19 protein-coding genes are annotated in these 21,868 nt (G+C 40.8%); 3 read left to right on the top strand and 16 right to left on the bottom strand.

Annotated elements, in window-relative coordinates; all coding sequences use genetic code 11:
• Positions 1 to 30 precede the first annotated feature (30 nt).
• Positions 31 to 1,524, top strand: coding sequence for a glycerol-3-phosphate dehydrogenase (glpD, locus tag GWI59_RS03505; RefSeq protein WP_161669732.1), 1,494 nt, complete (start codon positions 31 to 33; stop codon positions 1,522 to 1,524).
• Positions 1,525 to 1,637: 113 nt separating this feature from the next.
• Here glpD and GWI59_RS03500 read toward each other — a convergent pair whose 3' ends face one another.
• A complete protein-coding gene (locus tag GWI59_RS03500) occupies positions 1,638 to 2,000 on the bottom strand; it encodes a DUF488 domain-containing protein (RefSeq protein WP_072064908.1) in 363 nt (120 codons plus the stop codon).
• A gap of 278 nt (positions 2,001 to 2,278) precedes the next feature.
• Here GWI59_RS03500 and metF point away from each other — a divergent pair, with 278 nt between their 5' ends.
• Positions 2,279 to 3,178: a methylenetetrahydrofolate reductase gene (gene metF, locus GWI59_RS03495; protein ID WP_109399131.1), complete on the top strand. Its 900-nt coding sequence runs from the start codon at positions 2,279 to 2,281 to the stop codon at positions 3,176 to 3,178.
• Positions 3,179 to 3,228: 50 nt separating this feature from the next.
• Here the strand turns inward: metF and GWI59_RS03490 are convergent, their stop codons facing one another.
• The 15 genes from GWI59_RS03490 to GWI59_RS03420 all read right to left on the bottom strand — a co-directional run bounded on the left by GWI59_RS03490 (position 3,229) and on the right by GWI59_RS03420 (position 19,845).
• The gene (locus tag GWI59_RS03490; RefSeq protein ID WP_072064911.1) at positions 3,229 to 3,819 is read right to left on the bottom strand and encodes a DUF4291 domain-containing protein; all 591 of its coding nucleotides are present in this window, start codon (positions 3,817 to 3,819) and stop codon (positions 3,229 to 3,231) included.
• A 255-nt stretch (positions 3,820 to 4,074) separates the two neighbouring features.
• Positions 4,075 to 5,079: a LacI family DNA-binding transcriptional regulator gene (locus tag GWI59_RS03485; protein WP_006534534.1), complete on the bottom strand. Its 1,005-nt coding sequence runs from the start codon at positions 5,077 to 5,079 to the stop codon at positions 4,075 to 4,077.
• Positions 5,080 to 5,135: 56 nt separating this feature from the next.
• A complete protein-coding gene (locus tag GWI59_RS03480; protein WP_006534533.1) occupies positions 5,136 to 6,653 on the bottom strand; it encodes a tripartite tricarboxylate transporter permease in 1,518 nt (505 codons plus the stop codon).
• 19 nt (positions 6,654 to 6,672) lie between these two features.
• Positions 6,673 to 7,134, bottom strand: coding sequence for a tripartite tricarboxylate transporter TctB family protein (locus tag GWI59_RS03475; RefSeq protein WP_006534532.1), 462 nt, complete (start codon positions 7,132 to 7,134; stop codon positions 6,673 to 6,675).
• A gap of 61 nt (positions 7,135 to 7,195) precedes the next feature.
• Positions 7,196 to 8,170: a tripartite tricarboxylate transporter substrate binding protein gene (locus tag GWI59_RS03470; RefSeq protein ID WP_228407144.1), complete on the bottom strand. Its 975-nt coding sequence runs from the start codon at positions 8,168 to 8,170 to the stop codon at positions 7,196 to 7,198.
• A 20-nt stretch (positions 8,171 to 8,190) separates the two neighbouring features.
• Positions 8,191 to 9,243, bottom strand: coding sequence for a sialidase family protein (locus GWI59_RS03465; RefSeq protein WP_006534529.1), 1,053 nt, complete (start codon positions 9,241 to 9,243; stop codon positions 8,191 to 8,193).
• 22 nt (positions 9,244 to 9,265) lie between these two features.
• Positions 9,266 to 10,195, bottom strand: coding sequence for a dihydrodipicolinate synthase family protein (locus GWI59_RS03460; RefSeq protein ID WP_109399133.1), 930 nt, complete (start codon positions 10,193 to 10,195; stop codon positions 9,266 to 9,268).
• Positions 10,196 to 10,205: 10 nt separating this feature from the next.
• A complete protein-coding gene (locus GWI59_RS03455) occupies positions 10,206 to 11,852 on the bottom strand; it encodes a hypothetical protein (protein ID WP_006534527.1) in 1,647 nt (548 codons plus the stop codon).
• 50 nt (positions 11,853 to 11,902) lie between these two features.
• The gene (locus GWI59_RS03450) at positions 11,903 to 13,489 is read right to left on the bottom strand and encodes an FGGY-family carbohydrate kinase (protein ID WP_115065682.1); all 1,587 of its coding nucleotides are present in this window, start codon (positions 13,487 to 13,489) and stop codon (positions 11,903 to 11,905) included.
• 544 nt (positions 13,490 to 14,033) lie between these two features.
• Positions 14,034 to 14,786, bottom strand: coding sequence for an ABC transporter ATP-binding protein (locus tag GWI59_RS03445; protein WP_115065683.1), 753 nt, complete (start codon positions 14,784 to 14,786; stop codon positions 14,034 to 14,036).
• Between the two features lie 24 nt (positions 14,787 to 14,810).
• Complete coding sequence (locus tag GWI59_RS03440) at positions 14,811 to 15,626, bottom strand: ABC transporter ATP-binding protein (protein WP_109399137.1); 816 nt, start codon at positions 15,624 to 15,626, stop codon at positions 14,811 to 14,813.
• The gene (gene opp1C, locus GWI59_RS03435; protein ID WP_109848015.1) at positions 15,604 to 16,473 is read right to left on the bottom strand and encodes a nickel/cobalt ABC transporter permease; all 870 of its coding nucleotides are present in this window, start codon (positions 16,471 to 16,473) and stop codon (positions 15,604 to 15,606) included. The genes GWI59_RS03440 and opp1C overlap by 23 nt, the downstream gene beginning before the upstream one ends.
• Positions 16,473 to 17,402 carry a nickel/cobalt ABC transporter permease gene (opp1B, locus tag GWI59_RS03430; RefSeq protein ID WP_109848016.1) on the bottom strand — a complete coding sequence of 310 codons (930 nt, stop codon included), beginning with the start codon at positions 17,400 to 17,402 and terminating at the stop codon, positions 16,473 to 16,475. Before opp1B ends, opp1C begins: the two co-directional genes overlap by 1 nt.
• Before the next feature lie 71 nt (positions 17,403 to 17,473).
• Entirely contained in the window at positions 17,474 to 19,048 is a 1,575-nt protein-coding gene (gene nikA, locus GWI59_RS03425) for a nickel ABC transporter substrate-binding protein (protein WP_161723982.1), read from the bottom strand.
• A gap of 11 nt (positions 19,049 to 19,059) precedes the next feature.
• Positions 19,060 to 19,845 carry a class I SAM-dependent methyltransferase gene (locus tag GWI59_RS03420; RefSeq protein WP_072064934.1) on the bottom strand — a complete coding sequence of 262 codons (786 nt, stop codon included), beginning with the start codon at positions 19,843 to 19,845 and terminating at the stop codon, positions 19,060 to 19,062.
• A 411-nt stretch (positions 19,846 to 20,256) separates the two neighbouring features.
• Here GWI59_RS03420 and GWI59_RS03415 point away from each other — a divergent pair, with 411 nt between their 5' ends.
• A complete protein-coding gene (locus GWI59_RS03415) occupies positions 20,257 to 21,774 on the top strand; it encodes a vWA domain-containing protein (RefSeq protein ID WP_006534516.1) in 1,518 nt (505 codons plus the stop codon).
• Positions 21,775 to 21,868: the final 94 nt, after the last annotated feature.

Below are 21,868 nucleotides of genomic sequence, written 5' to 3'. Positions count from 1 at the left end.
AATTATTTCGCGCATTCGTAGGAGGATGTTATGAAAACTCAAGACTTGATTGTCATCGGCGGCGGGATAAACGGCGCTGGAATTGCGGCGGATGCAGCTGGCCGAGGCCTTTCAGTACTTATGCTGGAAGCTCAAGACTTAGCAAGTGCGACATCTTCCGCGAGCTCTAAACTTATTCATGGTGGTTTACGTTATTTAGAACACTACGAATTCCGCTTAGTTAGCGAAGCACTGGCAGAGCGTGAAGTATTATTACGCTTAGCACCACATATCGCATTTCCAATGCGGTTCCGCCTGCCACATCAAGCACACTTACGCCCAGCTTGGATGATCCGTATTGGTCTATTCCTTTATGATCATTTAGGAAAACGTGTCAGTCTACCAAGCAGTAAAGGCATTAAATTTGGTGCAAACTCTGTTTTAAAACCAGAATTAACACGCGGTTTTGAATATTCAGATTGTTGGGTTGATGATGCACGTTTAGTGGTACTCAATGCACAAGAAATCGTCCGTCGTGGTGGTGAAGTGCGTACTCGCACAAAAGTAACCCGCGCTTGGCGTGAAAATAATTTGTGGATGGTAGAAGCGCAAGATTTACGTACTGGTAAAACATCGCTTTATCAATCAAAAGCTCTTGTCAATGCGGCTGGTCCTTGGGTTAAAACCCTGTTTGACGAAGGCTTAAAACTGAAATCACCTTATGGTATCCGCTTAATTAAAGGTAGCCATATTGTTATTCCTCGTGCTCATAACGAACCACAAGCTTATATTTTACAAAACGAAGATAACCGTATTGTCTTCGTTATTCCTTGGATGGATGAATTCTCTATCATCGGTACTACGGATGTTGAATATAAAGGTGATCCTAAAGATGTCGCTATTGATGACAACGAAGTTCAGTATTTACTGAAAGTCTATAACGATCACTTTAAAAAGCAGTTAACCAAAGAAGATATCGTTTGGAATTACTCTGGTGTACGCCCATTGTGCGACGATGAATCCGATTCACCACAAGCGATAACCCGTGATTACACCTTAGATGTTCACGATGATAATGGTCAAACACCACTATTATCTGTATTTGGTGGTAAATTAACGACTTATCGTAAATTAGGCGAACACGCCGTTGATAAACTCGCAAGCTACTTCCCTAACATGGGTAAACCGTGGACCAAAAATGGTCAATTACCGGGTGGTAATTTAGAAGGTTGTGATCGTGATGGTTATTCACGTTTAATTCGTCAACGTCATCCTTGGTTACCAGAAGCACTGGCGCTGCGTTTTGCTCGCACTTATGGTAGCAACACTGAATTACTGCTTGAAGGTATTACTGATTTAGCCGGTATGGGCGAAAACTTCGGTCATAATCTGTATGAAGCAGAATTACGTTATTTAGTGAAACATGAGTGGGTTATCGAAGTTGATGATGCGATTTGGCGTCGTACCAAACTCGGCATGTGGCTAGATGACGAACAAAAACAACGTATTAGTCAATGGTTAGCGGCTAATACACAAAATTCATAAGAATAGTCACCCTATTCTCTGACTCTGTTCGATGTTTTTATTAGCAATTTTTGTGGCGCCTAATACCGCGCCACTTTTTTTTGCTTTTTTTACCAAAACGCTAAAATTACTCATCATTGATCATGAGTTAACTGCTTTTCTAGAAAAGCTTTTAACACTGTTGCATTATTTTGTTGCTCGTCTTTACCTGAATAAAGTAATACCAGCGGTTGCTTTTTGGCTATTGCGACAAGTGATTGCCAATGTTCAGGTGCAGCCATTAATTCTTGCGTATAACGTTGCCTGAATTCAGTAAAATCGCCCCCTCCGCCATGAAACCATTTTCGTAATTCAGTCGAAGGCGCGACACCTTTATTCCATTCATCATAATGAAAATCGGTCTTTTTCACACCCCTTGGCCAGAGCCTATCGACTAACACACGATAACCTTCATGCTCGCCGTCTTTATCATCATAAACACGTTTACAAGTGATCATTTCGCCTCTCATCAATACGTTAGTTAACTTTATTGTAGAAGAAAAATGAGAAGATTGACCTCTCAATACGCTCATTTTCATCATAGAGTCTCTTTCAACATGAAATTTTCTCTCCTTTTGATTGAATTATCCTCATCAAAAACAAGGTGAATAGTTGTTGACTAAATAACCTAATTAAGAGAATCTACATCTAGACGTCTAAATGGTTAGATGGGTAATTAGGTAGTGATACTTAAATAAGAATAACAACACAGTGACATGATTGATGAGGTATAGGTATGAGCTTTTATCACGCAAGCCAACATGAAGCATTAAACCAAAATCTTGCCGAACTTGATGGCCAGATCCAAGTTTCTTTTGAGTTTTTCCCACCTCGTACCGAAGAGATGGAAAATACTCTTTGGCAATCTCTTGCGCGCTTAAATACCTTAAAACCGAGCTTTGTTTCTGTGACTTATGGTGCAAACTCAGGCGAGCGAGATAGAACGCACTCGATTATTAAAGGGATCAAAGAGCGTACAGGATTAGAAGCCGCACCGCATTTGACTTGCGTTGATGCTAGCCGTGAAGAACTACAACATATCGCACAAGATTATTGGCAAAGTGGTATTCGACATATTGTTGCCTTACGAGGTGATTTACCGGACAACACTCAAAAGCCCGATATGTACGCCACCGATTTAGTTCATTTACTCAAAGGCGTGGGTGATTTTGATATCTCCGTTGCAGCTTATCCTGAAGTCCATCCTGAAGCAAAAAGCGCACAAGCGGATTTAATTAACTTAAAAAGAAAAGTCGATGCAGGAGCAAATCGCGCCATCACTCAGTTTTTCTTTGATGTCGAAAGCTATTTACGTTTTCGTGATCGCTGTGTTTCAACAGGTATTGATGTGGAAATTGTGCCTGGTATTTTACCTGTCACTAATTTTAAACAGTTAAAACGCTTTGCCGATTTAACCAATGTAAAAATTCCGGGATGGATGCATAAAATGTTTGATGGGTTAGATAATGATCCTGAAACCCGTAGTCTGGTAGGTGCATCAATTGCAATTGATATGGTGAAGATCTTAAGCCGAGAAGGCGTCAAAGACTTCCATTTTTATACACTTAATCGCTCAGAACTGACCTATGCTATTTGCCATACGCTAGGCGTTCGTCCTGAACTGGTACAAGCCTGATCCTAACTTACAATTACCCCGCTAATTAAGCGGGGTGACATCGTGATAGATTACTCACCAAAGTGATATGGCTTTTCTACTGGCAATAGGCTGTATGCGGTGTCGAGATCACCATTAGCAATACAATTATCTATTTTACGTGCCTTATCGGTAATATCCGTAATATTCACAATCCACTCTTGGCAATATTTTTCAACTGCTTGATTTCGCAAACCAATTTGGATAGTGCGATAACTGAGTCGATTCAGATAAATATCACGTTCAGGATCCCACTGAATACGGATATTACTGGTTTCTGATGCCGCTTTCCAAGCCTCAGCACTGACATAGCGGTCTGGGTCAAAATGACTCACAACACCTTGTGTCAGCATTTCTTGAAAGCCTTCATGGGTAATATCAACGGCAAGAATAGAAGCTTGGTTAACGTCTTTACGTCCCCAACCAGAACGGTACATCATCCAAAGAAAGGAAGGTTTTACCCAAGTCATGCGGGTCATACTAAAGGGGGGCGAAACAAATGTTCCGTTTGCGACTGCGCTCTGAGCAATAGTATTTGAATAGGCTTGATAAACACGAACAAAATCATTCGTATAATATGCCCTTACTTCGCATTCAGGACATCGGTCAACATCATCGTTCATCTTTCTTTAATATCCTTTTATATTAATAAAATGGAACTATCCGCTTAAATTATGAGCCTCTGATTACAGATAATCAAGAGTCCCCATTTTTTATAAGGCTATATAAATAGCGTAACGCGTGCCCACAGAAATAAAAAAAGAATAACAATAAAACGAGCAGACTCATGTTCCTATTGTGTTTTATTTATACAGTGATAAGTCAATTAATCTTGCTAATCTACTCACAAAGTGAGGCGAATAAGCAATTTAATTGACTCACTGGGTAGAGATTAGGCGCTCGATAAGCTGTGTTTTGATAAGTGAAGGGGATTTCACGGTATTACCTGAAATTTTTGCCGTCATGATTTCAAACGCTTTTTCGACTAATAAAGCCTCATCTTGCTTCATTGACCACACGTTATTAGGTAAAAAGCTCAACATCACATGATCATCGAAGGTACCAATATGGAGGTGAGCAGGAATAACACCTTCACGCTGACGAATAACACTCAATAGACCTTCAAGAATAGGCAGTGATGAGGCAATAAAATGAGTCGGTATTTGCTGATGTTGCTCTAAATACTGTTTCATCATTTGTTCGCCATCTTTGGTCGTATTCTGTTCTGCATAAGAGACCGTGACACGACTATCATCGCCATAATGCTCTTTTATCGCTTGCACATAACCGCGCAAACGCGCTGCAATCGTAGGCAGTAATGCATCTCCCGCAAAAAAATGGATTGGTGCATCTTGCTTTATCATCGCTCTTGTCAGTTGAGCACCACTGTCACAGTTATCTGAAGCGACACAAATAGCCTCACTCACAGAGAAATCTCTATCTAAAAATACCAATGGTTTTTGACGATGCTTAACATGGTGTAGCTGATTTTTGCGGCTTGATGAAACAATGAAAATACCATCAACATTGCGTTCATCCATTGATTTAACAAGCTTATTTTCATTTTTGATATCACCATAGGTACAGCTAATTGTTAGCTGGCAACCAATTTGGTGACAATGCATCTCTAATTTTTCTGCTAAAGCAGCGAAGAATGGGTTAGAAAGACGAGGGATAACCAATCCGTAGGTATCTGTTTTATTCAGCTTTAAACTTCTAGCTGCATGATTGACGGTATAGCCAAACACCTCAACATAGTCCGCTATTTTCTTTTGCGTTTTTGCACTGATCCGGTATTGATCACCTTTGCCATTTAATACCAATCTGACTGTGGTAATAGACAAATTCAGGTCATTTGCAATCTGTTCAACTGTTTTTGCCATTAATATTCCATTATTGATATTGTGCCCTCATCGTAATGATGAGGGCCTGTTAACCTTTACTGAGCAGGCTTAGCTCGGTATTTCTTCCACATCGCTTTTAACGAAGGTCCAATAATGGGTAGGATCAACGTCAGTATCGCAATACCTAAGAATGTCGCTGTAATCGGGCGTGTATACAGGATAGATAAATCACCCTGAGACATCATTAAAGCACGACGTAAATTTGATTCTGCCATCGGCCCTAAGATAATCCCGATAACCACAGGAGACATGGAAAAATCGAGCTTAATCATAATGTAAGCGAGCAATCCTGCCCCCATCATCACAAATACATCGATGATACTATGGTTCACAGAATAAGCACCGACACTACATAATACAAAGATAATAGGTACTAATACACGGCGTGGCACATCCATCACTCGAACAAAGAGTTTCATACATAAGAAACCTAAGATACCGAGGAAAATATTCGCCATCATCAAGCCAATAAAGATACTGTTTACTTCAACGGGATTGTCCGTAAAAAGCTGAGGCCCCAATGCCAATCCTTGAACCATAAACGCACCCATAATAATGGCGGTTGCGCCATCACCTGGGATACCTAAGGTCATTAACGGCACCATGGTTCCGCCTGTGACTGAGTTTGCACCGGCTTCTGGCGCAGAAACACCTTCTGGTGAGCCGTGACCAAATTCTTCAGGGTGTTTAGACCAACGTTTCGCTTCGTTATAAGAGATAAATGATGAGATATCTCCGCCCGTTCCCGGAATAGCCCCAATCGTTGTACCAATGGCAGATGAACGAAAATAAGTTGGTAATACACGTTTAAAATCAGCCCATGTCGGTAATACACGGTGAATACGTGCGTTAATTTTTTCGCTCTTCTTCTGTTTGCGTTCACGGTACTCTTCTTCAAAGCTAATAAGTCCTTGAGAGAAAGCAAACAGACCCACCAAGATAGGGATAAACGAAACGCCACCCATTAGGTAAACGGTATCAAAGGTGAAGCGAGGCCCAGATGTCATTGGATCAAGACCAATAGTTGCAATCGCTAAACCTATCGCACCACCCATTAATCCTTTCACAATCGATTGCGATGATACACTGGTAATAATACTTATGCCAAATACAGCGAGCGCAAAATATTCAGCCGCCGAGAAACCCGTCGCCACTTTTGCTAATTGAGGCGCAATAACAATCAGGGCGATCGTACTAAAGACGCCTCCAAACATAGAGCCCATCGTAGATAAACCCAACGCTCTGCCTGCTTCCCCTTTTTTCGCCATTGGATAACCGTCCAATACCGTTGCAGCGGAAGCGGGAGTACCCGGCGTACTAATCAATATCGCAGTAATTGAGCCGCCATAAACGGCACCACAATACATGCCTAATAACAGGAGGATCCCTGTCATTCCTTGGAAGGAATAAGTTAATGGGAGAAGTAATGCAATCCCCATATTCACTGTTAAGCCTGGTAATGCGCCGATAATAATACCCGCGAACACCCCTAACAGGATCATCGTTATCGTTTCCAGACTGAAAACGACCATTAAAGCGTCTAGTATTTCCATCTCAAAGCTCCTTTACCGCTTACTCAAAAAAGACGGAGGTTGGCAGAGGTGAATTAAAGATAATGTCAAAGAAGACATAAACGACGGCAACTATTACAACCGGAATAACAACCAATGCAATAGGTTTTCTTTCATTCATCAGCCACATAATGATCGGGATAAGAAGCAGTGACGGAATAATAAAGCCAAAAAAGTGCAGGCCTGTGGCATAGACCAACATAAAGAGGCCCAAACCGTAAGCGCGTTTAACTGCAGTAGAACTCAGGTCAACAGACTGGTGTACATGTTTGATTTTATCAACCACAACACTGATCCATTGAAAAATCCCCAGTAAAATAAATAAGATGGCTAAACCGTAAGGCCAGAAACGTTCCCCTGGTACACCATAATCATCAAACATGCTCATATCACGGGAGAGATAGATAATTAGTGCCCCGAAAGCCACTGAAATCGCACCGATGATTGTATTGATTTTTGTCATGTCGGGATCTCCCCGACCCTACCTGCCGTAACAGGTAGGGTGGTTTATAATAATAGAAAGGTTATTTTTTCAGGGTTGTTGAAATTAGCTCAGCATACATCTCGTGGTCTTCTTTCATCATTTGGTAAGCATCGTCACCAGTGATGAATACAGGCATAATACCTTGTTTTTTCAATGCTTCTTGATATTCAGGTTTTTGAACCACTTCAGAGAATGCATCCACTAACTCTTTCTTCACGTTATCAGGTACATTAGCGGTTGTTGCTAATACAGCCCAAGCACGCATTTTCACGTTAGTATCTAATTTCAATGCTTCTTTGAAAGTCGGTACTGCTGGGAATAATGGGAAACGACGTTCATCCATTACACCAAGAACACGTAAAATACCCGCATCAACTTGAGATTTAACCGCACCTGGTGTGGTTAATACGCCATCAATGTGATTACCCACTAATGCTGCGATTGAAGGACCTGTACCTTCGTTATAAGGGATATGGTTAAATTTAGCGCCAGTAGTACGTTCGATATTCACGCCCGCTAAGTGATAAATAGCACCCATACCCGAGTTACCGACTTTCAGTTTACCCGGATTCGCTTTCGCGCCATCGATAAACTCTTGTAACGTGGTGTAAGGTGATTCTGCATTAACAACTAATACCACTGGGTCGGCAATAGTTGTTGCGATTGGGGTAAAGTCTTTATAAGTAACAGGTGATTTTCCTTGGTGTGGGAACATCGCCAATTCGACGGTTGTCATCACTAATTTTGTGCCATCTGGGCGCGCATTAGCAACTTCAATCAGACCCGTTAAACCATTACCAGCAGGCTTATTCACAGGAACGAAGATACGTCCAGCTGGCATAACATCTTTTGCAAATTCAATGATAGTACGAGCAGAAGTATCAGTACCACCGCCCGGATTTTTCGGGATGACAACATCAATATTTTTTGTAGGATACGTTAACTGTTGGGCAACAGCATTCCCCATGCCCAGTGTCATCGTAATCGCCAACGCTGCGAGTAGACTCTTTTTCATAAAACCCTTTCTCCACATTTTTATTGAGTAGCCATTAATTGCTGATAAACAATGTTTTTTCGATTCCAAGTAAAGGTCACGTGTAGGGTATTGTTTTCAGCAATAATAGCCGGATATGAAAATTCGCCTTCCCCATCGAGTAAATCGAATGGTTCAGACCAAGTACTGCCATTATCGGATGAAAGACTGACAGAGATAGGATAACGACGGCTCCAGTTACCTGAATTCGGGTTATACACCAATGCCAGTTGACCATCTGCGAAGGAGACGACATCAATGCCGCTATTATTATTTGGTAATATTGTTGCATAAGCCGGACACCAACTGCGCCCATAATCCGTTGAATCGCTACGATAAATAGTACCGCGCGTACTCCGCATCATGGCATGCACATGCCCAGGCTGGGATTCCCATAGTGTTGGCTGTATCACGCCATCCCATTGAAAAACGCGTTGTAGATCAGTCTCCCATAGGGCATCGTCCTTTAAACCCTGCCAGATTTCATGTTCCGTCTGCCCACCTTTATGATGTTCAATCGGAATATCCACTCGCAACCAGTGTTGACCGTTGTCACTTGAAATATCGACAAACGCATCCCAGAATTGATCATCCTCAACCGATCCTGGTGCCAACCACTCGCCATTCGACATCACTAATACTTTGTTCTTCACAGGACCTCTAGGTGCTACATCACCAGAAACCAATTCACTCGGTAAACTCCAGCTATTTCCGCCATCCTTCGAGATAACGTATTGGGTCGTCCAACTATGTACATCGGGACCCGTTTTATAAAACAGCCAGATATTACCTGTTGATGGGTCAACATGTAAAACTGGATTCCAGTGTGCAACACCCGGATTTTTAACAACAGGTTGAGCGTGTTGCCAATGATCACCCTCTTTCATCACTAGCCAGATAGCGGTATTACCGCTACCTTCTTTATCGCCAGCGAAAAAAGCGGTTAACAAACGCTCAGAGTTAGGCACACGCACAATCGTTGAAGCATGGCAGTGATTAAAAAGTGAATGTGCATTATCAAGCACAAACTGGGTTTCCTTCATCACGAAAGGCATATTCCTACTCCTGTGTCCTAAATTAATCTAACGAAAGCCACTTCTTCATATTCTCACCCAATGCAGTCATGCTATTGACGGCAGAAGGGAAAAATGAGTTTTCAAACTGACTGCTGTTACGGGAACGGCAGACCAGTGTGCTGAAGTTACCAATCAGGCGCTGATGATATTTAGCGCATGCTGGATAATCCAGTGTTTCGGTCATCGCTGCTGTTGATAAATAATCTGCTAACACCGCAGCCTGCTCTGGTTTATCTTTCCAATTCTCATAAAGCCAAACATAAAGCTCTGGATGGAAATTGGCCATAACACCGCTATATGCCTGACATCCTGCTTGGAATGAAGCTAATAGCGTTTGACTGTTGGCGTTTGCAAGATGCAAGCGAGTTCCTTTTGATAATGCCAAACGGCGCTCTATCATTGGTAGAGAACAACACGTATCTTTGATGAAAGTAAAGCGATCACTTTGTGCACACCACTCTACAATCTCTTCAGATAACAAGCGTTTGTAAGGATGAGGACATTCATAAATGCCCAAATCAATCTCTTTTGGTACCACATTGGTTAAGACTTGCAGTGTTTCCAGCGCTTTATCATCAGACTCACCAATAAGCGCTAAGCGATTACTGATCATAATGACGCCATCAACACCTGTACCTGCCATTGCCTGCAATTGTTCTTTTTGCTGGCTTAATGCGGTTGCAGTATGGCCAGAAGCCACTACAGGTACTCTTCCATCTGCTTTTTCAACGATAAAGCGGGTAAGTGCTTGAGTTTCCTCATCACTTAAATAAAACATTTCGCTTGATTGGCAGGCAGCAAAGAGTCCATGTACACCAGAATCGATATACCAGTCTACAAGGCGCTCTAATGACGCCCAATCAATCTCCCCTTTGGCATCAAAGGGAGTTAACATAACAGGCCAAACACCGACGTATTTTTGCTGGCTCATCATCAATTCCTTACAGTAAGTTAATGGCATCGCCTGCCACTTTCACTTGGATACCTTGAGTCAATGCTTGAGCAACGAATGCTTTAAGCACAAACGCCAATTTATCTTCATCAACATAAGCCACGGTAATGTGGTTACTTTGATGCCCCGCCATAAGGTCATCACGTGTTACGCCATCTAACGTACAGTTCAGTAATGGCCATTCGTAGTTAGTTGCTCTACGACGACGTTCAAATTCTGCTTCAGGTAATTCCACCGCTACGCCAGTACCAATATGCATAATTACATCAGTACCTTCATAGTGTGCACGCGCCCATAACAAACGCCCTGCTTTACCTTGACCTGCGATAGTTGATCCTCCTTTAGGGAAGAACATCGGAGGCTGACGATAACCTGTCGCACCTTTTAAGCCGCCTTTGAGGTGTTCAAAAGGAACCGATCCTGAAATTTCCATATCCCAGTAGAACGTGCCTTCATACTCACTACCCCAACGAATATCATGCAATGTGGTTTCAGCCGGTAATCCTAATGAGGTTAATAAACGCCATAACATCGTTTGAGGAATAGCCGTACCCATATCCACTTCGTTGATACAAGGAATTGGTGTATTAGGGCAGATAATCTCGCCGTTTTCATCTGGTAGTGGGAAACGCGCGGTTGAACCAATCGCACCTTCAGCAAAGTCAGACGCTGGGCAACAATCTTTTAAGCCCTGCTGATATTGCACACCCACCGCAGTTAAACCAAAACGTTTGACGAAACGCGCCATTGCAATCATCATGGCGCACTGCTCCATTACCTGTTCACGAGTGAGTTCAGTTTTGTCATCTTGACCAAACATAAACGTCATCCCGTTATCTTCGTACCACTGTAAACATGCCTCTCTTAATTCTGTCGGCACTTTCGCCATTTCGACCAGTAACGCAGATTGAGAAAGGGATTCAATTGGCATACCAATATTGATCATCGCCTGTTGTGGGAAGACCCCGTTAATCATTCCCATACAGAATGTATCGAACAAACCAATTATTTCTTTATTTTTAATTATATATTCGCCGACTTTACGACCCACTTCGCCAGCGTCTGTCGCCATTACCCTGTGTGTTGGCGCAATATCTGTAAGATAGCTAAGCTTATGATTTACATAACCATATTTTAACCAAGTCGCTAAGCCATCTACAAAAAATTCATCATCAAATTCTTCTGACCATAAACGTGAATAATTTTTACCTAAACTGGTCATCGTGCCCGCTAAACACAACATTCCTACCAAACCCGGCCATGTACCATCAAAGTTAGCTAGCAGTAAAATAGGACCACGATGGTGTGCTAATGAAGAGGCAATATGGTGTGAATATTGCCATGCAGTTAATAACACGATAACCGGCGCATCAGGATCGATAGCGGCAAACATGTCGCAACCTTCACGCTGACTACTGATAAAACCATGACCGCGAGCTTCATTAATTTCATGAGCACGCTTCATTTTGTAACCTTGAGCTTCTAATGCTGCAGCCAATTTATCTTCAAATTTTTTCTGTACAGGCCAGCATGTTACGTTTGCAGGCTCACGTAAGTCTGCGTTGGTGACCATCAGGATCTCTTTCTGACCTGCTGTGATGGTTGTTGGTAATTTTGGTAGATTTAAGTTCAACATAAGATATCCCTGGTGAGGTAAACTTGGTTCATAATCGGAAAAATTAGAGGTCAACAATCTGACATCATTTCGTTATAACGCTGCTGATCTTGATACATCTGCAAATAAACTTGATATTTAGCTTGATGGAAAGCAAACGTGTCGCTATCTGGTGTGATAATGCTGCCTTCTCGTACCATTGCGCTGGCAGCTTTTGAGAAATCATCAAAGGCTTTACACGCGACAGCACCGAGTAACGCAGCCCCTAAATTCACCGCATCTTCTTCTTGTGCTAAATGAATTTCACGACCTGTCGCATTGGCGTATTCGCGTAGCCACAATGGATTTTTCGTTGCTCCACCGCACATCACGATGCGATTGATTTGATGTCCAGCATCTTCAAGTGTGTCGATAATATGGCGTGTGCCATAAGCAATAGATTGCAGTGTTGCAAGATAATAACGAGCCAATGCAACACGACCACTTTCCAGTGTTAATCCGCTTACCATACCTTTTGCAGCAGGATTGGCGCGCGGAGAACGATTGCCATGATGATCAGCTAAAACATGAAACTGTGTCGTTGGATATTGTTCATTCTCTTCCAATTCAGCGACAGCTTCGTTTAATAAGGCATAGTAGTTAACGCCTTTTTCATTCGCTTCTTGCTCTAATTCAGCCCATGACTCATGACGGCGGATAGACCATTCAACTAACGCACCAGCGGCACTTTGACCACCTTCGTTTAGCCATAATTCGGGTAACATCGCGCCAAAGTAAGGTCCCCAAACACCGGGCACCATAATGGGATATTGGCTCACAATCATATGGCAGTTAGATGTACCACTGATAATTGCCAAACTCCCTTCAGGTTGTGATGCCGTTAATGCCAAGCCACCCGCATGTGCGTCAATAATGCCTGAAGCAACAATGACACCCGTGTGCAAGCCAAACGCATTGGCAACCGACTCATCTAAACAACCTGCTTGTTCACCCAATGCCAGAATGGTTTGTGGTACTTTTTCTAATAATTCATCCAAACCTACATCGGCTAACAAACTCTCACTGAATTGTCCCTGATGTGCTAAATAGTTCCATTTACAGGTTAATGTGCAGGTACTTGCTACATCTCCTGATGTTGCTTTCCAAACTAAAAAGTCTGCTAAATCAAAGAATCGCCATACATTTTGATAACGTTCTGGGTAATGGTTTTTCAACCACAGAATTTTTGGCAATTCCATTTCAATACTCACTTCACCACCGACATATCGCAGTGAAGGATCATTGGTCAGATTGATGGTGACCGTTTCTTGTACAGCTCGGTGATCCATCCACATGATGATATCTTGTTCAGCGTTACCGCTTGGTGAAACAGAAAGCCCTTTACCGTCCTTACCCACTGCAACTAAAGAACAAGTGGCATCAAAACCAATAGATTTCACATGGATAGGATCAATAGCAGATAACGCCACCGCCTCTTTTACGGTAGTGCAAACCTGCTGCCAAATATCGGTAGACGATTGCTCAACGAAATCCGTTTTTGGACGGAATTGAGCAATAGGGCGGACAGAAAAGCCCAAACGCTTTCCATTGCTATCAAATACCGCTGCACGGACACTGGCTGAGCCAACATCAACGCCAATAAAATATTGTTGTTCCATGCGAACCCTCATCATTTGCTAACGCTATGCTAATTTTTGCTACTTCGAGTTAGCAAGTTAATTCGAGCATGACGAAAAAACAATCACAATAAGAGTAGTTTGTGATGCAGATCTACATAGATAATTTAACTATATGATTTTATAGGTAATTTATTTATTTGGCTTTATGCATTATTTAGATGACGTACTGAATCGATTATGTTCGCTATGAAACTAACGAACATTTAATTAATAATGTAAGTAAAAACACTTAAAATAATATTAACGCCTCAACAATACCCTCTCTTCTATTAAAAGATATCTCACTAATAATGAAAGATATTATTCAAAAAATAATGAAATCAGGGAAAACAATAATATTCCTATTGCTATAACGCTCTATTACTTTATTTTTAATAAGTTAATTTAAATTTATATATTCATTTTTGGAGTGTTTGATCATGTTAAAAAATATTGCTGTCAGTCTCTCTCTACTACTTTTTCAGCGACATTAGCAGAAAAAGAATCACATCAAAAAATACTTAACAGTATTGCTGTTTATTAATTAGATAACAGATTGAATAAGTTTTTTAGAATAATCATGTGTAACATTACCTAGATTATTTACCTCACATAATTCAATTTTCTTACCTTGTAAAAAGAACATCACTTTATCGCAGAAATAAGCCACCGTTTGAATATCATGACTAATAAAAAGATAAGAGAGTGAAAATTCTTCTTTTAACTGTTTTAATAAATCTAATATTTGAACTTGAGTGGGAATATCTAAAGAGCTAAGCGCTTCATCTAATACAATAAGTTTTGGATAAGACGCTAATGCACGACATAAACATACCCGCTGAGCCTGACCACCAGACAGTTCAAATATATAACGGGTATAGCAACTTTTAGGTAATTCTACTTTATCTAAAAAAGCAAAAATAAGTGTTCTGAGTGCTTGATGGCGAATACTTGGATTAATGATTTTAATCGGCTCAGCAATAATTTCGCCTACCGTTAATGTCGGATTAACAGAAGTCAGATAATCTTGAAAAACGATACTGATTATACCTTGGCGATGAAGTCGTTTTGTAACGGGCTTATTATTTAAAGAAATAACACCACTATCAGGTAATTCTAATCCACAAATTAAACGAGCTAAGGTACTTTTACCACTACCACTTTCCCCTACTAAACCAAAAGTTTCTTGGGTATTTATATTAAAAGAAAGCGCATCAATAACCTTCACTTTTTCACCGAATAAAGTGTTATTTCTTTGAGTATAAAACTTACTGATATTCTCAACGTTTAATAACATAGCATCTCTTTTATTATGATGATATTAATCTGTTTTTTTATTAATCAATTGCTCAAAACGTAATGAAAGCTGTCGGCGTGCATTAATTAAATAACGCGTATATTCCTGTGTTGGAGATGTTAAAACGGTTGCTTTATCACCACATTCAACCATTTTTCCCTCTTGCATCACGACAATATCATCAGCAATTTCATTAACGAGTCCTAAGTCATGGGAAATAAAAATCAGCGTTGAATGATGAGTGGTGACGACATGCTGGAGTAGCTTTAAAATCTCTCGACGAAGGGGTGCATCAAGCGCCGTTGTCGGTTCATCAGCAATTAATAGTTTAGGTGACAACGCGAGCGCAATTGCAATCATCACACGTTGTAGTTGTCCGCCACTTAATTGATGAGGGAATGCCTGCATAATAGATTGAAATTGATGAGGAAAAACATGAGATAATGCCAACTGAGTTTCTTCCAGCGCTTGCTTTTTAGTATAGGAAAAATGGTAGATTAAAGTTTGGCTGATTTGCTTACCTATTTTCATCAAAGGATCAAACGCACTCATGCCATTTTGAACAATCAAACCTAAAGATGTTCCCAATAAAGCTCGACGTTGAGAAAATGCCTCATCACTGATTTTCTTTCCTTCAAAGAGGATCTCCCCTGATACTACTAATTGTTCAGGCAGTAATCCCATAATGGCTTTACTCATCAAGCTTTTGCCACTTCCACTTTCTCCGATAATTGCGAATGTACGCCCTTGCTTTATCGAGAAAGAGACATCATCAATCAGCTTTTTTCCGCTTTCTTGATGAGTAATAGAAACATGCTCAAGCGTCAGTAAGTTGTTCATGCTTTTCTCCTACTGACTGGCGATTATCAGGATCAAACACATCACGTAAAAAATCACCCCAAAAATTAAAGGCAGTGACAACAAGAGTGATAGCAATCCCCGCAGGCAACATCTGTTCTGGATGTAATACCATGACATTTTTTGCTTCACTGAGCATATTTCCCCATTCTGGGATCGGTGGTTGTACGCCTAACCCTAAAAAAGAGAGCGCCGAGATCATTAAAATAACACTGCCAATATCGGTTGATGCTAAGACGATAGTTTCAGCAAACGTCACAGGTAATAAGTGGCGTCGTAAAATATGGTGAGAAGGCGCACCAATCACGCGGGCGTAAGCAATATAGTTACGATGTGAATATTGGCGAACAACCCCCCTGATCATTCTGGCATACCATGCCCATTTCACTAAAACAACGGCAATTAAGATATTACCAATGCCCGGCCCCATTATTCCCACTAACGCTAAGATCATAATTTCTGCAGGAAATGACAAAACTACATCACATAATCGCATAATCAAGGTATCTGTCTTTCCATGGAAAAATCCGGCTAACATCCCCATTAACCAACCAATGATTAATGTCACACTCATGGCAAATAAGGCATAAAATACTGTCGTTCTTACACCAAACAATAACCTTGAAAAGATACAGCGCCCTAAATTATCCGTACCTAACGGATAATCAACACTCATGGGCTTAAATTTCAAACGTATTGAAGTTAATGTGGGATCATGCGGTGCTAACCAAGGGGCGAATATTCCTGCAATAACCACAATCATAATCACCAATAAACACAGTTGTGCACTTTTATCTTTTGCGAGCCGTTGCCAAAAAATCCGCCACATTATTCTCTCCTTAACCGTGGATCTGCCATCATTTGAATGACGTCCATCAGAAAATTAAAAAACAGAAAGAGCAGTGACATCAATAAAATATAAGCTTGTATCATCGGATAATCACGACCAAATATGGCGCTGATACATAGTCGCCCAATTCCCGGCCATGCAAAAATATTTTCAATGACCACTGTACCTGCAATAAGCTTCGGAATACTCATACCCAGTGCCGTTAAACTGGAATACAGCGAATTTCGTAAAATATGGCGACGTAAAATCAGGTTATCCGGTAATCCTCGTGCTTTGGCATAAAAGACGTAAGGCTGATGCCATTGGTTTAACATCGCACCTCTTAACAAGCGTAAATAAGTACCGATATACCCTAAAGAAAGCGCCAGAGCAGGCAAAATAACAGATTGTGGTGATAACATTCCACTGACAGGGAGCCAATCTAAATAAACGGCGACTCCCCAGATTAATAGCAATCCTAACCAATAATTAGGTATAGCCGTTAAAACAAACACAATGAAACGAATACATTTATCTATAAAACTTTGAGGTTTAGCCACACACCACAATGCTAAAGGCAGTGCCAAAATAATCGTAAAGAATAGCGCCGTCGAGGCTAGCCAAAGTGTTGGAGGTAATGCCCTTAACATCTCTTGAATAACAGGGGTTCTGGTAAGAAAAGACGTACCAAAATCGAGCTGGAACCCCGCCATTAACCATAAAAAATAACGCGTAAAAAAAGGCTTATCTAAACCTAGCTCATGACGCATGCCTTCAATGGCTTCGGGTGTGGGTACGATTTCATTGACACGTAGCGCAACCTCCGCAGGATCAGACGGGGCTAATTCCAACAGAATAAAAGCAATAAATGAAATCATCAGTGCCAGTGGGAAGATCGCCAGCACTCTCCAGAATATATAACGTAGCATAAGATTTAATCAGTGTGGCATGTTGATATTACGTGCCACACTTATTTGGGTTAATCTCATTGATGTATTAATTAAGGCTTAAAACGCATCTTTTCAAACGGTATTTCATATTGAGACGGATTAAAGCCAACATTTTCTAATTCACTGCGATGGATAGCCTTAGTACGTGAATAGGTTAATGGGATATAGACCGCTTGCTCTGCTAATAAGGTAAATAAGGTTTTATAGAGTTCCTGACGTCGTGTTTCATCAGGTGTAATTAATAGCTCACCAATCATGGCATCCAATTCGGCTTTATTAGCCAACCCTTTTTGTCCTTGATAATCCGCATGAGCCGGTATTCTAAATGATGAAACAAAAGAAGCCGGATCGTAAGGTGTTCCCCATGAGAGTGAATATTGTAAATCGAAATCACCATTTTTTTGTCTATCTAAATAGGCTTGTTTCTCTTCACCTAAAATCGTTAAACCGACACCAATCTTTTTAAAATCATCTTGAATAAGTTCAGCTATCTCTTTCTCAACCGCATTGTTCACATTATAAGAGAGCAACAGCTGTAATTTCTGACCTTGTTTCTCACGGATAGTCTGACCTTTTGGTAATACCCAGCCTTCGGCTTCTAATAGCTCAATCGCTTTTGTCGGTCGATAAACATAAGTTGGAGAAGTAAAATCACAGTAAGGCACGCTACGCGCCATTAAAGTATCAGCGACTTTTTCACTGCCCGCTAAAATACCTTGTGCTATCCCCTCTTTATCGACGGCATATTGTAATGCTTGACGAACTTTTTGGCTGGATGTTATTGCACGACTACTATTGAGCACAATCGCGCGAGACGCGATCGGTGCACTCATTTCAGTATTGAATTTATCTGATGCCATAAGAGCTTCAAATGAATCCATATCTAACATGTCGCCATCTGCACCAAAAATAAGCTGAATATCCCCTTTTTGTAGAGAAAGTAACATGGTTTGTCTATCGGGGATCACTCGCCACATTACCCCATTTAATACAGGTTTTTCTCCCCAATAATTTGGGTTAACTTTAAACTCTGCATATTGGTCTTTTTTATGTTCAGTTAATACCCAAGGCCCCGTACCAATATAGTTCGCAACACCTGTTTTTGTTTTGCCATTAATAAATGAATTTGGCGAAATAAAGCGGAATGGGCGAGTTAAACCTAATTCAGTTAATGTTGGGTAGTAAGGATGTTTTAAATTTAATTTAACGGTAAATTCATCGACAATTTCAACGTTATCAATCTGACGCACTAATTCTAACCATGCATGTCGTTCATAGTTGTCTAGCACAGCTTCAATGTTTAATTTTACCGCGTTGGCATTAAACGGTTCGCCATCACTGAAGGTCACATCATGACGTAAATAAAAGGTATAACTTTTGCCGTCTGGGGAAATATCCCAACGTTCCGCTAAATAAGGTGCAACACCTTTTTCGGTATTTAATACAAGGGATTCAAATACCATATTTTGAGCCGCCATCTCACCTGAGTAGAGATGCGGGTTAATATCACGAATATCTTTTGTGCTAGCATAATCCAACATATTATTACTTTTATCTGCTAACGCAGGAAAAGCACATGTAAATGTTAATAATAGTGTTGAGAACACTGAAAATAAGGGCTTCACGTTATTCTCCTTTAATCATTTATTCTTTGTTTTTGAGCGTGGATCATAAACATCGGTGTTGAACCATAATTAATTTTTTCTTCTTCGTTCCATACAAAATCACCAATGCGAGTATCTATCATATATCGACTAAAACCGACTTCTAACAAAGTATTAATATCCCATTGAGGACGCTTTATTTGACTCAATGGAAGTTGGCGGGCAATTCGTTCCATCTCTTTGGTATCTGTATTGACGTAATGATCTTCAACTTGCTTTTCAATTGAACGCTCTCTATCTGCTACAAAACCTTGCCAATAATTCTCATCAAAGAGATGTAAATACCAATTAGCATCAAAATTAATTAAACTGCCTCCCGGTTTTAATACACGAAACCACTCCGAATACGCTTTTTGCGGCGCTTTTAAATTCCAAGTGACATTACGGCTGACAACAAGATCAAACTGCTCATTGGCAAAAGGCAGTTGATGTACATCGCCTCGAATAAATTGAATATTTACCTGATGTGTTTGTGCATTTTGTTTAGCTTCCTGCAACATGCCCTCAGTTGCATCAATTGCCGTGACATCATGACCCGATAACGCTAATAAAATGGCAAAAAAACCAGGGCCTGTCCCAATATCAAGCACCTTTAAGGTTTCGCCTTCTTTGATATGCCCCAATAACAGATGACGCCATTTCTGTTGTTTCTCGCTCAGCAATTCCTGTTGATTAGACTCACTATAACTTTCAGCTCTGATATTCCAGTAGCGAGTTACATCATTAAGTAATTGGTTATTATTTATTTTATTTGTCATCAGAAACCTGCTGTTATATCCACATAAAAAGAGGAATAAATTCCCCTAAAAGCGAATGATTTGGCTATTTTTTAGTGTGGGTAACATACCTTGTAACCCCAAGATGCTCTATGTGCTATATCAATATTCACCAGTACTTAATCAGGAAGATCAGCCAATTTGCGATCTTCCTCTTTAACATAAATACGCATCCTAATAGGGGTGAAGATAAATAAGCAAATGGATTATTTCTCCTGTTAAAATAGAGAAATAAATTGAGCGAATTTAGAAATAAAAATAAAATTTGTCTTGTATTAAAAAAGTGGGCGCTTTAATTTCACCTTTTTTATAAAACCGTTATAGTCAATAATATTGTTATCTTAAATTTCTTTCTTTAAACGAATAAAGCCGTCACATAAGGCTCTCTAAAATATGAATCGAATCTCACGATTAACGGCTGATATTACCCGCGCCGATTTTGCCTTCACGCATCAACAGCAATTACTTCAATTGCTGACCCAACATTTTCCGACTAAGTATCATTCTCTATTTGCTACTCCAGAGAAAAAATCGGATGACGTGATTGAATGGTATTCTCCTGTTTCTGGCAACCCTGTCGCTTTAACCTCGTTACAAGACCAAGAACAACAAGAAATAAGACGCATTTTAGATGAACGCCTTAACGATATTAAAACGCAAACAGCGTTATTGGCTTCACAAAATAGAATTACGGATGAAGAGCGCCACCTTTTAGATACCGCATCAACGCTGCCTGATAGCGAAAGTGTCTATGTAATTAATGGGCAACCTGTTATTACATGGTGGCCTCGCACAACCCCATTACCACCACCTATTGCTCAAGTTACTGCGGGTGCAAGTGCCGCGGCGGCGGGTGCTGCACTCGCTGATGTGCCAGCCAAAACACGCAATCGCTGGTTACGTTGGCTATTACTCTTCTTATTCTTGCTGTTTTTAATTTTATTGGCTTCTTGGCTAAAAGGGTGTTTTGATCCCAAGACCGTTCCTCCTGTTGTGGAAGAAAAACCGGCTGTTGTTATACCGCCAAAACCAGAGCCTGCCCCTGAGCCAGAGCCGACCCCTGAACCCACTCCTGAACCTGTACCGGAGCCTATTCCTGAACCAGAGCCAGAACCAGTCCCAACACCTGCACCTGTGCCCAAGCCTATGCCAGTGAAAAAACTCACACCACTAGAAGCTTGTGTACAAGATGAATTGAAAAAAACCGGTGTGACAGAGAAAACGGCAAATGCAACTTGTGAAAATCGCTTGGCAAATAAAATTAAGCAAATGTGTCCAGCCGAACGTCCACCAGAATTAGCACCACAGGTCATTCTTATTTTTGATGCTTCTGGCTCGATGGCACTGAGCATGAATTTAACAGAAAGTGATTTAGATTATATTGCTTCAACTGGACAACTTTTCCCAGGTTATGATGCCGAACCCCGACGGATCACGACAGCAAGAAACGCCGCAATAAAAATCATTAATAACATTCCGTCAGATATGAAAATCACTACCGTTGTGGCATCTGACTGTGGTGTTGTGAAATCAAGCCCTGCTTATGGGGGTAATGAGCGGTCAAAATTGCTTAACTACATTAAGCGTATTGAGCCAGATAGTGGCACACCATTAGCCGAGTCGATTAAACGTGCGAGTAATCTAATTAAAGGCAATAATCGTGACACCATTATTGTGTTGTTATCTGACGGTTTAGAGTCTTGCGATCAAGATCCATGTTCAGCAGCCAGAACATTAAAACGTGCTCATCCTCGCGCAGTTATTAATGTTGTCGATATCTTAGGAACGGGTGCAGGTAACTGTGTGGCGAATGCAACGGGCGGTAAAGTCTTCACTGCACGTAATGCGAATGAAGTCAGTTTAATGACTCGCAAAGCGATTGAAGATTATATTCCGAAGAACTGTAAATAATGATTAATTACTATTTCTAATATTTAATTCACCCTCTTTGGTTTCACATTGAGGGTGAACTTTTTCACGTATCGCGTGTATTTTATTATTATAT

The sequence above is a fragment of the Proteus sp. G2673 genome, from assembly GCF_009915125.1.
GTDB lineage: Bacteria > Pseudomonadota > Gammaproteobacteria > Enterobacterales > Enterobacteriaceae > Proteus > Proteus penneri.
Note: the sequence above shows the minus strand (reverse complement) of the source record. Positions and strands in the feature narration are given on the sequence as shown.